This is a genomic window from Okeania sp. SIO2C2, from assembly GCF_010692625.1.
Classification (GTDB): Bacteria; Cyanobacteriota; Cyanobacteriia; order Cyanobacteriales; family Microcoleaceae; genus Okeania; species Okeania hirsuta.
In genome coordinates this window covers 1-15873 of sequence record NZ_JAAHGM010000108.1, presented here as the reverse complement: position 1 = coordinate 15873, position 15873 = coordinate 1, and the positions used below count along the sequence as shown (strand labels likewise).

The window sequence follows — 15873 nt, the reverse complement described above, 5'->3', positions numbered from 1 at the left end:
TACAAATTGTAGTAGGGGCAAAAGAGCTAGAAGTCTTATATGATTCCTACGGAATGCTTGCGCAAACGGCAATTTATTCCCCCTGTTCCCTGTTCCCTGTTGCCTGTTCCCTGCGCACAGCGCTATAGACCTCTCCAAAAATACCGATTTTGGAACAGTACTATAAAGGTTTAAGAACCTTTTCTGGAGATTTCTATTTACTAAAGCGATCAAACTTTGTACCTCACTAACTCCGAAGCTGCTGTAAACTCAAGCTTTTAGCGTGCTGAAAGCTTAGTGCTAAAATGCTGATAGCTAGTTAAAGACTATTGGCATCCTTACCAATGGGATGATAAATGGATGGAAAATCAAATGTTTAAAAGTGAAAGAATGAAGCTGAAATTCACTGGGGAAAAGATAAACGGAATTATCTAGTGGTTGATATTCAAGAACAATTATAGGAACAAGAGCGACAATAATTTTTAGGAGTGGAAAAAGTATTGATTTGCGGAAAGTTAGTAGGATGACTAGGGAAGATTTACTAGAATATGCTGAAGGAGACTATAGAAAATTTTGCTAAGTAATGAAAATTTATCTGAATAATTTTACAGTGAAGCTATTTGAGAAGTTTGCTAATTACAAATTACAAATTACCAACCTTCACTTTAAAATTAAATTAAATCAGGAGCTAGAAAACTTCTAACTCCTCAATGATCGAAATTTACAAGTAATTAGACTAATCATCCTTGGGTCCAAAAACCATCTGTACTACCATTTGTTTTCCGTCTGGTTGATGATAGCGATCGGCCCAATGTCTAATGATTTCGTCTAACTCTTCTTTAGCTTGCTCATAGCGGTCTGGAGAAATATCAAACTCCTCCAAAATACGCATTACCTTGTTGTTTTGTTCTGCCCAATCCTTCATCAGACGGAAATAACGAGCTGTCTCTTCGACCATGATATAAGTGCGTTCCTCCTCATCTTCTGGAGAATAAGAACAGCGAGTGAGGGCATAAAAAGGCATTCCCCAAGGAGAATCTATCTTAGTTACCGTACCAGAATAAATCAAGCGACGTTTAATATGTTCTGCTAAAGCTTCACTTAGAGGCATTCGGCGTTCTGGTGGTAAATCTTCCTGAGACCGCCTGTGTAAAAACTCAATTAACTCCATAAACTGAAAAGAATTAATCAATTTGGCATCAGGCATATTTGGGGGGAGTTTAGTTTCAGTATATCGCTTTTCCTCAGTAGTAAGATTTTTACCAGGAACCCTTGATTGCCCAGGATTCCAAGGATATTGTTCGAGCCACACATAGGGAAACTGAATCAAATAGCGAGGTTCTTGAGAACCCAACATTTTTAGTAGTTTACCTTTAGTGAGCGCTTCTTCTACTTCTTGCACAATTACTTTAACCCGTTTAGGTTCTATGTGATGCAGATGTCCTGTCATGCGCAGATTTTTACCTTGTTCAATATAGGTCATATAAATCGCACATTTAGCCGCAGTTGCAGCTGCATCCAAGAAAGCTCCATGACGATGCCCGCTCGTCCTCATGGCACTAAACGCTAGATATAACATAATCTGATCCATAGCACTGGGACTAAGGCTATTAATCAGATCGGTATCATTTTTCATGACAATCCCCAAAATAACAAAAACTTAAGAGGCATAGTATCATCCTCTATTAAAAATATGCTGACTATGATGATAATTCAATAATAGAAATTCAGCCAAATATAACTCTTGCACCAAGCAAGTATATTTCTTTGAGACTTTTTGCATTTGGCGTAAGAGCAGGCACGGAAATTAAGTGTGCGAATAGATTGTTATCTTAGTAGATTTTTACACCCTGTGTACTTTTGACTGACATGCATATTTATATCAATATAACATACAAAAATACTATAGATCACACTTAAATAGCAGTAGTATCAATGGTTACTAAGGTTAATAATGCATTGAGATTTGATGTTCTCTGTTAACACTTAAAGGTCTGAAGTTATATAGTTTAAATACCCCATAGCTTACTACGATATTAAACAATAAAATTCTCTCGTTAATTAACAAGAGAATTTTTGACAAATTTTCAGAGAGTTAAGATCGTAAAACCAAAGCCTTAAGTAACTTTAACAAAGATGTAATTAAGAATTAAAACTTAATACAGCAAGAGACATTTTGATAAGCTTCAGCGTCCACTACCACGATGAGGACATTTGTCATTTTCAACCTCACAATCAAAATCAGAAGTACTAATTGTGTTTACAAAAGCTCGTATATTTCCCTTTTTGGCATTATCTTGATGAGTTTTAGTTCTAGCAGATCCTCTGAAAAATATAGAAGAAAATGCCACTTCATTTTCAATTACTAAAGCTTTGCTACTAGGAGTATTACCTAGTAATAATAAAAAAGAAAGAATAATCGCTGTATAACTTTGCATAGGTCAAATCCGTGTGATAGTGTCTATTATCTGATACGAATATTAAAGATACAATCAGGATATTTAACTAATAATTTATGAATGTAATTTTCTTTTATACCGATTTTTAACACTAAAAAAAATGCCAATAATTGTGGAGAGTAAGTAATACTAAAATTTCCAAAAGGGGTTGAGTGAAAAGCTCTTAAAGTGGGTTTACGAATAGAAGGGGATGTAAAGTTAAGACCTAAATTAATTCTATAGATTATGAAAGAAAAAAACTATGTTTCAACTACCTACCCATGATTATCCGGTTTAGATAGCCCTCATTCAGTAAATAAAATTATTAACAGGTTGGTGGCCTAAAATTTTATTTGTGTTTGTCAAAAAATTTAGTTACATTGAGTATTACTTAACTACTAATTCACAAATTCCGGTAAAATGTAAAATTAGTCAAAACTCACAAAAATCAAGTTAAAATGGAAAAAGGATTCATTCTTTGGTTTACAGGCTTAAGTGGAGCTGGGAAAACAACTATCAGTAAGGTTGTGGCAGAAAAATTAACACAAAGAGGTCGTAAAGTAGAGATATTAGATGGAGATATAGTTAGAGAAAATCTATCAAAAGGGTTGACTTTTAGTAAGGAAGACCGAGATATAAATGTCCGGAGAATTGGATTTGTAGCTCATCTCCTCAGTCGTAACGGAGTAGTAGCAATTACCGCAGCAATTAGTCCCTACAGAGAAATACGCAATCAAATTAGGGAAATGGATGAAAATTTTATAGAAGTTTATATAAACGCACCTTTAGCAGTATGTGAAACACGGGATGTAAAAGGATTATATGCCAAAGCTAGGGCAGGAGAAATTAAAAATTTTACTGGTATTGACGACCCTTACGAGGCACCAGAAAATCCAGAAATTACTTGCCACACAGATAAAGAAACATTAGAAGAAAGTGTGGCTCATATAATTAATAGTTTAGAAAAATCAGGTCATTTAGCGTAATCTAAAGAATAGGGAGGGATTCAGCAATGAGGCAAAATAAATCTAGATACTGGGAAGATGACATTTTGCTAATAATATCTTTGTCCAAAAATCTAAGTTATGGAATAATAGTTTTATTATCCAGTTGCTGGGGATTGGCATATTCTGCACAAGCTCAACCCCTCTCTCAAAAATTTCAGAAAGCACCAGCAAACTCAACTTTACCAAAACTCACAGAACCTTGGCCTGAAGGTACGGAAGCAAAACCACCACTGCTTGCTCCAGCACCAGAACCAATATCTATTCCTGAACCAGAAACTCCTTTACCAGACTCAACAGCATATACACTGGGCGGTGGCGATCGCATTCAAATAGATATCTTTAACATACCAGAATATAGTGGGAAAAATGGCCAACATCAAGTGCAAATTGATGGGACTCTTAACTTGCCATTGGTAGGTAACGTATTGGTTGAGGGAAAGACTTTAGATGAAGCAAAAGAATTAATTCAAGAAAAATACGGGGAATATCTACAAATATCTATAGTTAATCTCAATCTCCTAGCAGCACGTCCATTAAAAATAGCGATCGCTGGAGAAGTCCAACATCCAGGTTCATATACTATTTCTCCCATTGTCGATGGAGGGAAAGATACTCAAAGTGGGACTCAATTACCTACAGTTACTAAAGCATTACAGGTTGCAGGTGGAGTGACAACTTCAGCAGATGTCAGGCAAATCAAAATTCGTCGCACCCAACTCAATGCTCCAGAGCAAGTCATCAGTATTAATTTATGGGAACTACTGCAAGATGGTAACTTGCGCCAAGATATTCCTCTGCGGGATGGGGATACTTTATTTGTCCCTAGTATTACTGAAGTTAATCCAGTAGAGTCTTCTCAATTAGTAAATGCTAACTTTGCTGGTACTAATACTCAACCTCTCAATATTGCAGTGGTGGGAGAGGTGGCACGGCCTGGTCCATATATATTAGAAACAGGTATTGACCAAAGTCAACTTTCAGCTACAGAAGAAAACTCAGATTCTACCGAAGCAGATAACAATATTTCATCTTCTCAAAATACTAAGTTGCATACTGTCACTAAAGCGATTAAAATGGCAGGAGGTATTACTCCATCTGCAGATATTCGGCAAATAATGGTACGCCGACTAACTCGTGCTGGTACAGAACAAGTTATAAAAGTAGACCTTTGGCAACTTCTGCAAAATGGAGATTTAAACCAAGACCTAGTTTTAGAGTCAGGAGATACAATTTATGTGCCAGTAGCAGATGAAGTTAACTTGGATGAATTAGCTGAAGTTACCGCATCAAGTTTTTCTCCTGGCAATCTAAAAATTAATCTTATTGGAGAAGTTGTTAATCCTGGGATAATTTCTATGGTTCCTAATAGTACGCTTAATCAAGCTTTATTAGCGGCAGGGGGTTTTAACCAGGGAAGAGCTGAAACTGAAGAAGTGGAGCTTATTCGTCTTAATCCAAACGGTACTGTTACTCGTCGTCAGGTACAAGTAGATTTTTCTGCGGAAGTTAATGAGGAAACTAACCCTACTTTACTTAATAATGATGTAATTTTAGTTGGTCGTTCTGGTAGGGCAGCTTTGACTGATAATGTTAGAGGTGTTTTAGCTCCTTTCAGTCCTATTAATAGAATTTTAGGGATATTTTTAGATATTTTTAATTAAGTTTGTAGGAAAAAAAAAGAAGGAAGAAGCAATAAAAAAGAAGCAATAAAAAAGAAGCAATAAAAAAGAAGGAAAAATTTTGTGTTGTCTAAGCTTTTGATATGTTCGTGCCCTTTCCTTCGACTAACATATCAGTAGCTCCATATATAGCAGGCAACAGGCAACTAGCAACAGTGGGAAAAACTTTTCCTCATATTTAACTGATTATCATTCTATTTCCTAACCAAGTCAATATTTTCTATATATATTGATAGGGATCTGTACATTAGAGCTGATTTATAAAGTGAATATAAAGAGGCTGGATTACTTGCAATACAAGGGTGTTGAGAGTTAGACCCCAATAAGACCTAAATCCCTGAGAGTTGGATTAAATAAGGGTTTTAGCTAATTTTACAAATCAGCTCTTAGCAACAAAAAAAATTGGCTTGAGATTGTTTTATTATCCCTAAGTAATGATAAAAATACATTATTTTGCTTAAGCTCTATTGATTAAATAGACATTTCTGAAAAAGAATGTAGGGATGTTCTATTAAATGGTTATACAGGGGTTTGCTCAAAGCTTTATGTAATTTTAGAAATGTCTATTAAGCTGTTGAAAATTTGTTAAACATTTAGGCAATATATCCCAATTTGGGGAAAGGCAAGAGGTAATATCATTACCGGTTGAATAGTTATAAATAAATAACGCAGGAGTCAGGAGTCAACTCACCCCTCGCCCCTCCCCCTCCCAGGAGGGAAGAAAGAAGGAAGAAGCAAGAAAAAAGAGAAATTTTTTTTATCACTAATTATCCGGACATAATATAACAAATAGTATCAACTGAAAATACGTCCTAGCTGATAATTAAAATTATTGAATAAAGATATATAGTAGTTGCAAGTCCGCAATCATATATTCTTAAATATATCTTGCTTGAATTACAGTAATAACTCTATTTTTAACTTTTAATTCTATAGATATGGAACCCGAAAAAAAATCTCTAACAGAAAATATATAGCAGTTTAAGGAAAGGATTTGGACATATTAAAAGCTTAGAGAAAACAAGATTTTTCCTTCTCTCCTAGATAACTAAAGCCTTGTTCCTTCTGCTCTAAAATTAAAATTCTTCAATGAAGATATATAGTAATTACAGGTCCGCAATCATATATCCTTAAATATATCTTGCTTCATTCACAGTAATAACTTTATTTTTAACTTTTAACTTGATAGATATGGAACCCGAACAAAATTATCAATTATCTTTATATAATAATCGCGGTCAACTCCTAAATCAGAGGAAAAATTTGACTCAGAATCAATATATCTATGAAGCTGAATTTCATCAACTAGAGGAAAAACTATCTCAAAAAGAAAATAAGATTTGGAACTTAGTATGTCATCGTTTTTTCTTGATTTTCAGTGTAGCAACTGCCACAACAACAGGAGCATATTTCTGGACTTTAAATCAGATTCCTATATATCAGGGAAAATTTCAAATATTAGTTGAACCAGTTAAAGTTACTAATTCAGTTAATTATCAATTAGGCACAGAATCACAAAAATTAACTACAAATTCTCAAGAAAGTTGGGAACAACAAGCAGCAAATATTATTTATGGCACGGGAAAAGAGAGAATCACTTCATATCCAAACCAAAATATTCAAAACAATCAAGAATCAGATAACTATAGCTTAGATTATCAATCTCAAATTCAAGTCTTAAAAAGTCCGCAGTTTATGCTGCCAATCATTGCAGATATACAAAAAGAATATCCAGAAATTAATTATAATTCTTTGTTTCAAAAACCAGAGAGGCAACTTTTTAGTCAAGAGAAACTAAAAATTCAAAGATTAGACAATACAAAAATTATAGAAGTTAGCTATCGAGATTCGGACTCAAAAAAAATTAAATTTGTCTTAGAGAAATTAGCAGCAGCTTACACTGAATATGGTCAAAATGACCAGAAAACTAATACTGATGAAGGATTGGATTTTATTGAGGAACAAATTTCAAAAAATCAACAAAAAATCAAAGAATTACGGAAGGAATCACAGCAACTACAACAAAAATATCTGTTTATTAACCCAGAACTCAAAAGTCAAGAAATAGCAGCAGAAAGTAATCAAATTCAATCACAAAAACTAGAGAATAAAATATTACTAGACCAACAGCGATCGCTCTATGCCATGTTAAAGAGTCAGTTGGGAATTAATCCAGAAGAAGCTTTGATGGCTTCAGCTTTAAGTCAAGCAGCAAGGTATCAATCATTACTAAATCAATTACAGGAAGTAGAAACAACAATTGCTCTAGAATCAGCTCGGTTTAAAGAAAAAGCACCTCAAATGCAAGCTTTATATCAACAAAGAGAAAAATTACTGCCTTTGTTAAATCAAGAAGCAGAAAAAGTTATTGGCAGAGATATAGAAGAAGTAAGTAAAAAAGCTTTGGCTTTTCAAGACTCAATTCGCTTAGAGTTAATTCATAAAATGATCTTGGCTGCTAATCAAATTGAAGTTCTGGAAGTCCGGAGTAAAGTATTAGATGAAGCGGAGGCAAAATTAAATGAATATATTGCAAAAATGCCAGAAGTAGTAGGAAGTTATCAAGAAATTCAGCAAGAATTGAAAAATTCAAATAATATACTCAAAGATTTGTTAGAAAAACAACAGCAATTACAGATAGAAGTAGTATTTGAAAAAGTACAACCTTGGGAATTAATTGCACCACCAGAATTGCTAAAAACTCAAAATGGTGAGTTAGTAACAGTCTCTCCAAATATGATATTAAATCTTGCCCTGGGAGGAGTAACAGGATTGGTATTAGGAATATTATTAGCTAAATTGGGAGAAGGATTTCAACAAGATGTTTTTCAAACACCAAAAGAAGTCAAAAAATCCATTGGGTTGCCATTGTTAGGCATAATTCCTATACATGAACAAAGAAATTGGATGAATGATGAATTAAAAGAAAATAACAGTTCATCTTTAGTATTATATCCTTCAGCTTTTCAAGAAGCTTTCCGCACTTTAAATGCTAATATTCGCCTTCTAAATATAGAAAATCCCATCCATTCTTTTGTAATTAGTTCCGCAACGCCAGGGGATGGTAAATCTACAGTAGCAGGTCATTTGGCCAGGGCGGTTGCAGCTATGGGCCAACGGGTATTATTAATAGATGCCGATCTACGTTGTCCACAGATTCATAATATGATGGGACTTTCTAATCAACAGGGTTTGAGTAGCATAATTGCCGATGGTGTACCAATAGAAACTGCAATTCAGCGATCGCCCGTGGATGAAAATCTATTTGTTTTAACATCTGGCCCTGTTCCGCCAGACCCAACGAAAATTTTGTCCTCACCACAGATGCACCAATTAATTCAAGATGCAGCTACAACTTTTGATTTAGTTATTTGCGATACAGCGCCATTATTGGGTCGAGCAGATGCTAGTTTATTATCAGCTTGTACTAATGGATTAATGTTAGTAGTGGGATTAGGTAAGACAGAGCGAGAAGCTTTAAGTTTAGCTCTAGATGATTTGAGTATGGCAGGTGTACCTATGTTGGGAATAGTTGGTAATGGCGATCAAGCTGATTCTTATTATCAGCGGTATTATGATTATGATTATATTCAGTCACGTTAAGAAGAAATGAAGTAGTTTTACTAACTATCTCAAAAATACTAATATCATGTCCGGATAATTAGTGATAAAAAAACTTTCTCCTTTTCCTCCTCTTTATTCTTTCTTTCTTCTTCTTTGTTGCTTCTTTCTTACCGAATAATTAAGGTTTAAAGTCTCTCCTTTAAAGGAGAAAAAAGCGGTTGAGGGATGGCGAGGTCCCCTCGCCATATCCAATCAACCAAGACAGCGGTCGTTAGCGCAGCTTCCCTAAGGGTGGGATGGCGATCTTCGGAGCGGGTCTGTAAGAACGGGTTTCCTCGCCATATCCAATCGACCAAGAGAAGAAACAATTTTCCCTTTTGCGTCAATCCTCTTCTTTTCAAGGAGATGTATTTGTTAATTATTAATTATTAATTATTAATTGTTGAACTCCTGACTCCTGACTCTTCTGTCATTTATTTATAACTGTTCAACCGGACATGATATAAGACTTACTTTTTTAATGGTTTATTTCTAGAGAAAATTACAGCAGATTGCACTTGAGTCAGGTGCACCCATCGCGGGAAAGATGCCCGCACTTGCATTCATTCAATTGTTAATCTCTGTACTTCTTATGCGAGGAATCTGCTGTATCTTGATATTCTGTAGAAGATACGGAATAGATTCGAAAGATAGAGAAGGTGAAAAATTTTCCAAATATTTTGGAACTTCTGCTGAAATATACGATTTTATTGTTAGTTGTTTAAGCAGATATTACTAAGAAAATCAAGCTAATTATTGAGGTATAGAAAAGTTAGTAATTAACCTAGATAATGGTATTGCATAGTTTAATAGTAGAACTCAATTTATCAAACAAATTGTTCAGTTTAGTATGAAAAAAAATCAAAGATTCACTTAATCTATTACCCTCCTTACCATGGTAAATATAATCCAATTGTAGATGCTGGACAGTCTTATATCGCAGTCGAAGGAAAGCTTAGAACATATCAAAAGCTTAAAACTCAGAGCTGATTTATAAAGTAAATATTAAGAGGCTGAATTCCTTGCAATACAAAGGTTTTTGGAGTTATAGTCCAATAATACCTAAATCCCTGAGAGTTAGATGACATAAGGGTTTTAGCTAAGTTTACAAATCAGCTCTCAGACAACGCAAGAAAGAATTATGAAGTATTAAAAGTGAGATTTACCTGTTCCAAAAAGATTCATCCCTTGATTCAGCAACGCCCACAGTTTTTTCCACTCCCCTACTCCCCTACTCCCCTACCCCCCTACTCCCAAGTGGACTTAAACTACAAAAATATATTTTGTAAATGACTACGCGGGTTGAAAGTGCGATTAGCTTTAATTTTTTCGTAGCACTCTTTTTCTATAGCACTAATATCTTTGGGGACAGTAATAGTAACCCGTACTAACTGGTCAGTACGTCCCCCTGACTTAGCTTTTGGCCATCCCTTACCTCGTAACCGTAAAGACTGACCGGAACGAATACCCGCAGGAATATTAACATTAACCATACCATCAGGAGTTGGTACTTCAATAGATGTACCCAATACAGCTTCATCAGGAGTTATTGGTACTTCACAAAGTAAGTTCTCTCCATCAAACTGGAAAAAAGAATGAGACTGAATTTCTACCTTTAAATACAAATCTCCTCTTTTCTTAGTGTATGGATCTAATTGACCTCTACCTTTAACTCGAATTTTACTTCCTGGTTTAACCCCTGGAGGAATAGAAACTTCTCCACTACCCACACGTTTCTGTGTTCCTCGGAAAGCTTCTGAAAAAGTAAGAGTAATCTCAGCTTCTAAATTCAGAGAAGCTCCTGACTGACGATTTTCAAAATTAGAAAAACCATCAAATCCATTATTAAATCCCCCTGGCCAACCTGTATTAGTCTTGTAGGTATAAGTTTGTCGTCCACCAACATTACCACTACCTGGAGTTCCACCACGCCCTAATAAGGTATTGATAAAATCCTCAAAACTGGCATACTGACTAAAATCGAAACCTCCAAAATCTACGGTAGTACCACCAGTACCTCCAGGCCATCCGCCACTTGTGGAACCTACTTGATTCCAGTATTGACCAAATTGGTCATACTTTTTACGTTTTTCTGGATCTGATAAAACTTCATAAGCTTCATTAACTTCTTTAAAACGAGCTTCTGCTTTCTTGTCACCAGGGTTCATATCTGGGTGATACTTCCTTGCTAATTTACGATAAGCTTTTTTTATTTCTTCGGCAGTAGCGCTTTTAGTTAAACCTAAGATTGAATAATAGTCTTTAAAATCAGTTGTAGCCATTTATCTATCTCCTTATTTTAATATTTTTCAGATTAATGTGAATGTAATATTATGATTGCCTAATGATTAATTATAAGAAAACCATTAATGATAAATGTCAAGTCTTAAAAGTCAAAAGTAATATATATTTTATATATACATCAGATTTCATCAGGTGTGAGGTACATCCATAGCGGGCAAGATGCCCACACTGTAGAAATTCCCTGGTTAACATCTGTATTTCAGGTACTTGGAATCTGCTGTATATCTGGTTTCAAGTGTTTTTTTGATTTTTAAGTCCAATATTCATAAATTCAGATAAGGTCGTTATGTTTTCTCCAGTAGAAGTTAGTTTCAACCCATCTCCTAGTTGGCAACATTTTTTATAAAAAAACTACTGCCAGATATTAGTAACTAATCAATCGGGCTGAATTTTAATGTTTGACTTTACTTCTTTCAAGTTATCAAGGTTTAATATTTATTTAAGTTCGGTTTTTCCTGAAAGAGTAATAGCAATTGCCGTACTCTATATTTCTCTATATTTATTTATACTTTATCTATAGGCACTCAGCTATCATCTATCAGCTTGAGTTCAAACTATTACCTGCAAAGTATTGAATTTTTATGGCTGTACTAAAAAATTTTAGTTCTATAACTCCACATTAAAAGTTAATTATGAATTATGAAAAATGCAATAATTAAAGATATTTTTTAGTTGTAATATTGGGATGAATTTAATGAATATTGTATGTAGAGAAAATCTTATTTTAGTAATTAATAACTAACAATTCCTTTTCCTTAAAATCAAAAGATTGACTAAAAGATTTTTTGTCTTTTTTTGATGCACAGAAGCTTTAAATCTTAATTATTCAGTAAAGTGTAAAAAAACCTCTTCTATCCTGTTTTCTGCTTTGCGATAACAATAATTTTCAACGTCCACATATTATTTAGGGCTTGCTGATTAAATATCAAAGCATTGACTGATATTGATTTTAGCCTTTTTAGGGTCGAATTGCAGTGCGCCTGTTTCAGTCTAAAATGCTCAAAAAGTTAGTATTTTAGGCAAGAGTTGAGCAGAAAAATCACTCTGACAATTCTTACTCCTACCTCCTCGCTCATTCCCATTTCTCCTGTCTCCTGTCTCCTGTCTCCTACCCCCACTAAAAGACTTTTGAGCGCAAACCTTATTTAGTAATTCGTTTGAGTATATCTAATCCTTCTTCACAACTTGGAGGAGCATCTGTTAACTGCCGATACATTTTCATTATTACTTCTTCAGGAACTTGACGCTGTCGTTGTTGATTTCTTGTTAAGCATAATTCTAATGATTTGTCAAGCCATAAACCAGTTAGATGGGTAAATCCACTTTCCTTTGCCAAGTCAATTACTTGTCGTCGTTGCCGACGTTGGGCATTCGTAGCGTCATATATGGCCAGAGATGTCTGGCGTACAGCTTGGTAAAATTTTTGCTGTACTTGCTGCCATACTTGAAGCCAAGGCCCCTGAATTGCTTCATCACCAAATAACTGAGCACGGATAGCATCAGTAGAAATTAATTGACACTGAGGATATCTAGTAACTATTTTCCTTGCTAGAGTGGATTTGCCACTAGCTGGAAGTCCAATAAGAATAATTAGTTTGCTCATAAACTAGCAATTAGCATTTAGTGGTTAGCGGTATTTACTACCAACTAACCACTAAAACTCAAACACTGACTAGATCACTGTGCCATCTGGGATAACGGCATTCTTCAAGACAACAACAATACCGCTACGAATGATAAATCCTTCGTCCTCACGTTGAGCTTCCTCTACATGGTCTTTATTAATTATCTGGACATTGCGACCAATACGGGCATTCTTATCAACGATCGCCCCACGAATAGTCGTTTCAGCACCGATACCCAATGGGACAACACCCTTTTGTAGGCCAGATTTACGTTCTGCAAAAGGTTCGTAGTAATCTGCACCCATCAGAAGAGAGTCCTCAATTACACAACCAGCTTCAACTCGCGATCGCAATCCTAAAACACAATGGTCAATTCGGCATTGTTTGAGAATACAACCCTCTCCGACAATTGACTCTGTAATCTGGCAGTCTAAAAGTTTACTTGGTGGTAAGTAGCGAGAGCGAGTATAGATAGGAGCTTTTTCATCATAGAAGCTAAAGGGTGGTTGAGGTTGTTGGGTCAAAGCCAAATTAGCTTCATAGAATGACTTAATAGTCCCGATATCTTCCCAATAACCTTCAAATGGGTAAGCTTGAACATTATAATCTTTAGCCGAATTAGGTAGAATTTGCTTACCAAAATCTGGAGCTTCGGATTCTTCCAATAGTTTGACCATGACATCTTTATTAAAGACATAAATCCCCATAGAAGCAATGTAGGGTTGTTCTTTAGCGACTTCTGGACTAACTCCTAAAACAGTGGTATCCACTGCCATAATTTTTAGATCGTCCCCTTTAGGTTTTTCGCTAAACTCAATGATCCGACCAGAGTCATTGATTTTCATTAAACCAAAATCAGATGCCCGTGCTTCATCAATGGGCAAGACAGACAGAGTAATATCTGCCTTTGTGTCAATATGACGTTGGACAAACTCCCGATAGTCCATGCGGTAGAGATGGTCTCCGGAGAGAATTAGGTAATAATCAACATCCCACTCTTTGAATAACCAGATATATTTACGGACAGCATCTGCTGTTCCTTGGAACCACTCTGGATTATCTTTAGTTTGTTGAGCTGCGAGAACTTCTACAAAACCTTCACTGAAACCAGGGAAATTGTAGGCACGAGTAATATGACGGTTGAGAGAAGCTGAGTTGAATTGGGTCATAACATATATTTTCTGCATATCTGAGTTGATGCAGTTACTGATGGGAATATCTATCAACCGATATTTCCCAGCTAGGGGGACTGCAGGTTTGGCCCGCAGTTTTGTTAATGGATAGAGACGGGTACCTGCACCACCGCCTAGAATTATACTTAGTACGTTTTTCACGGTTGAACCTCACTGCCAACAATATTGTCATTCTCAGTGTCCAATGGTTAGGGATCGTTGGCAAGGGGGTAGATATAGGAGAAGTCAGAAGTCTTTATGAAGTCAGAAGTTAGAAGTCAGAAGTTAGAAGTTAGAAGTAATCCCTGACTGACTTTGAGCGTTTATAAATGTTCTAAGCTATTTTCGTAGTGTTATATGTAGATATGGTTAGGTTAAATTTTGGTTATGGGTGGGCGATCGCTAATTATCTTTTCTCTTGTAGGTTTAATCAGGTAAAAGGAAGAAAACAACAAATATTTGGTAGTATACTCAAGGGTTATTACTGAGAAGGATCTAAGTTTATATTTCTTCAAGTCATCAAATGAGGCCCCGAATCTGAAAATTGTTTGGGCAGATCAAGGTTATAGAATAAAACTAGAGAAGCCAGTGGCAATGAGCAAGTGGATGGAAATTAACTATTCAGAACTGAAAAAGGATTTAAAGTTTTGCCCAGACGTTGGGTGGTATAAAGGACTTTTGCTTGGTTAGGCTGTCATCCTAGACTTTCTCAAGATTATGAAGAATATCCTCACTAGCGAAACAGTGTAGTTGAAATTTTATAGTAGGTAAGTAAAGTATAAAATCAACTGTTTTTAGAAATATTTTAGAAGGTGAAAAACTGGAAGCGAGCAAACTAGATATTTTAGCGATCGCCTATAGTAATCCTAAATTAGGTTGTAATATTTGATTGATTGTGGCGGTTTTGTTTCCAAACCCAATCTTTAATCTTAGGTGTGAATATCAAACCTCTACAATTTTTTCTCACAAATAATTTGGGATTAGTAGTCCAAAAACATTTACTATGTCAATACAAAAACTGATAGCTGATAACTTATAGTTACTATCATCAATGAATGTTAAGTAACCCTGAATCCTTACGTTAACTATTATTTGATCGAGGAGTAGATTTTGAACTATAAACCAGATCCAATAGATACTTCCAAGGTAAATCTGACAACAGAACATTTAAAAATTACTGAATTACTGGCTAAAAATACCCATGACATTTGGGCAAAACAGCGAATTTCTGAAGGTTGGAAATATGGAAAAAATCGAGATGATGCCCAAAAATTACATCCTGGTTTAGTGCCTTATGAAGAATTGCCAGAGTCAGAAAAAGAATATGACCGCGTTGTTTCTATGGGAGTAATTAAAACTCTTTTAGCTATAGGTTATCGAATAGAAGGAAGCGAAACTACTACTGAAAAAACTGCTACAGTTGATGATAATAATTTATCGTTAATTTTAGAAAGTTTAAAAAAATCATCCCAACTAAATTTAAAAAGTTTACAAACAATTCGTCGAGAAACTATTAATCTGCATTTGCGTTACCCTGAAATTTTTCGGATCTTGGGTGAATATATCCTGAAACTTGGGGAACCACTAATGGCTTATGATATTTTATTGGAGGGATTAAAAGAATGGCCGAATAATATCCGTTTACAACAACTTTTAGCTTTGAGTTTAGCTCGAAGTGGAGCAACTCAACGGGCTAATAATTTATTATTAGAGTTAGTCAATTCAGGTAAAAATGATCCGGAAACCATTAGTTTATTAGCCCGCACTCACAAAGATTTGTGGCAGCAAGCAAGCTCTCCAGAGGAAAGTACCCAACAAATAGCATTGGCAGCTCAACGATATCAACAAGCTTATCAGATGAGTGGGGATTATTATCCGGGGATAAATGCTGCAACAATGACAATGTTGATGGGAGATGACGAACAAGCACGGGCGATCGCTACTGAAGTACGGGAAAAATGTTTGGCTGAACTCCCACCACTTTCTCAAAGGAGTGAGAATAACTACTGGTTGCTGGCAACTTTGGGAGAAGTAGCTTTGATTTTAGGTGAAAACTTAGAGGCAGA

General features: G+C 35.4%; 9 protein-coding genes and 1 pseudogene. 5 read left to right on the top strand and 5 right to left on the bottom strand.

All coding sequences use genetic code 11. The features are described 5' to 3' along the window. Positions 1-715 precede the first annotated feature (715 nt). The gene (hetR, locus tag F6K18_RS34715) at positions 716-1615 is read right to left on the bottom strand and encodes a heterocyst differentiation master regulator HetR (RefSeq protein ID WP_124145936.1); all 900 of its coding nucleotides are present in this window, start codon (positions 1613-1615) and stop codon (positions 716-718) included. Between the two features lie 550 nt (positions 1616-2165). Then, a complete protein-coding gene (locus F6K18_RS34710) occupies positions 2166-2417 on the bottom strand; it encodes a hypothetical protein (RefSeq protein WP_124145935.1) in 252 nt (83 codons plus the stop codon). 440 nt (positions 2418-2857) lie between these two features. Between F6K18_RS34710 and cysC the strand changes: the two are divergent. The 3 genes and pseudogenes from cysC to F6K18_RS34695 all read left to right on the top strand — a co-directional run. Continuing rightward, positions 2858-3403, top strand: a pseudogene (gene cysC / locus F6K18_RS34705) (adenylyl-sulfate kinase); the annotation flags it as partial. Between the two features lie 26 nt (positions 3404-3429). Then, entirely contained in the window at positions 3430-5085 is a 1656-nt protein-coding gene (locus tag F6K18_RS34700; RefSeq protein WP_287527721.1) for an SLBB domain-containing protein, read from the top strand. Positions 5086-6294: 1209 nt separating this feature from the next. Continuing rightward, positions 6295-8706 carry a polysaccharide biosynthesis tyrosine autokinase gene (locus F6K18_RS34695; RefSeq protein WP_287527718.1) on the top strand — a complete coding sequence of 804 codons (2412 nt, stop codon included), beginning with the start codon at positions 6295-6297 and terminating at the stop codon, positions 8704-8706. Between the two features lie 1268 nt (positions 8707-9974). Here the strand turns inward: F6K18_RS34695 and F6K18_RS34690 are convergent. The 3 genes from F6K18_RS34690 to F6K18_RS34680 all read right to left on the bottom strand — a co-directional run bounded on the left by F6K18_RS34690 (position 9975) and on the right by F6K18_RS34680 (position 13969). After that, complete coding sequence (locus F6K18_RS34690; protein WP_287527715.1) at positions 9975-10988, bottom strand: DnaJ C-terminal domain-containing protein; 1014 nt, start codon at positions 10986-10988, stop codon at positions 9975-9977. 1163 nt (positions 10989-12151) lie between these two features. After that, complete coding sequence (locus tag F6K18_RS34685; protein ID WP_287527713.1) at positions 12152-12613, bottom strand: AAA family ATPase; 462 nt, start codon at positions 12611-12613, stop codon at positions 12152-12154. 69 nt (positions 12614-12682) lie between these two features. Further along, on the bottom strand, positions 12683-13969 hold the full coding sequence (locus tag F6K18_RS34680; RefSeq protein ID WP_287527712.1) for a glucose-1-phosphate adenylyltransferase: 1287 nt from the start codon (positions 13967-13969) through the stop codon (positions 12683-12685). Between the two features lie 203 nt (positions 13970-14172). Between F6K18_RS34680 and F6K18_RS34675 the strand changes: the two genes are divergently transcribed. Continuing rightward, positions 14173-14295 carry a hypothetical protein gene (locus tag F6K18_RS34675; RefSeq protein ID WP_287527709.1) on the top strand — a complete coding sequence of 41 codons (123 nt, stop codon included), beginning with the start codon at positions 14173-14175 and terminating at the stop codon, positions 14293-14295. Between the two features lie 622 nt (positions 14296-14917). Beyond that, on the top strand, positions 14918-15873 hold a 956-nt coding region (locus tag F6K18_RS34670; protein WP_287527707.1), incomplete at its 3' end, for a TRAFs-binding domain-containing protein.

Bases quoted from the DNA above. Each gene is read 5' to 3' on its own strand.
- hetR (WP_124145936.1), bottom strand. From the start codon at position 1,615: ATGAAAAATGATACCGATCTGATTAATAGCCTTAGTCCCAGTGCTATG.
- F6K18_RS34710 (WP_124145935.1), bottom strand. From the start codon at position 2,417: ATGCAAAGTTATACAGCGATTATTCTTTCTTTTTTATTATTACTAGGT.
- F6K18_RS34700 (WP_287527721.1), top strand. From the start codon at position 3,430: ATGAGGCAAAATAAATCTAGATACTGGGAAGATGACATTTTGCTAATA.
- F6K18_RS34695 (WP_287527718.1), top strand. From the start codon at position 6,295: ATGGAACCCGAACAAAATTATCAATTATCTTTATATAATAATCGCGGT.
- F6K18_RS34690 (WP_287527715.1), bottom strand. From the start codon at position 10,988: ATGGCTACAACTGATTTTAAAGACTATTATTCAATCTTAGGTTTAACT.
- F6K18_RS34685 (WP_287527713.1), bottom strand. From the start codon at position 12,613: ATGAGCAAACTAATTATTCTTATTGGACTTCCAGCTAGTGGCAAATCC.
- F6K18_RS34675 (WP_287527709.1), top strand. From the start codon at position 14,173: ATGGTTAGGTTAAATTTTGGTTATGGGTGGGCGATCGCTAATTATCTT.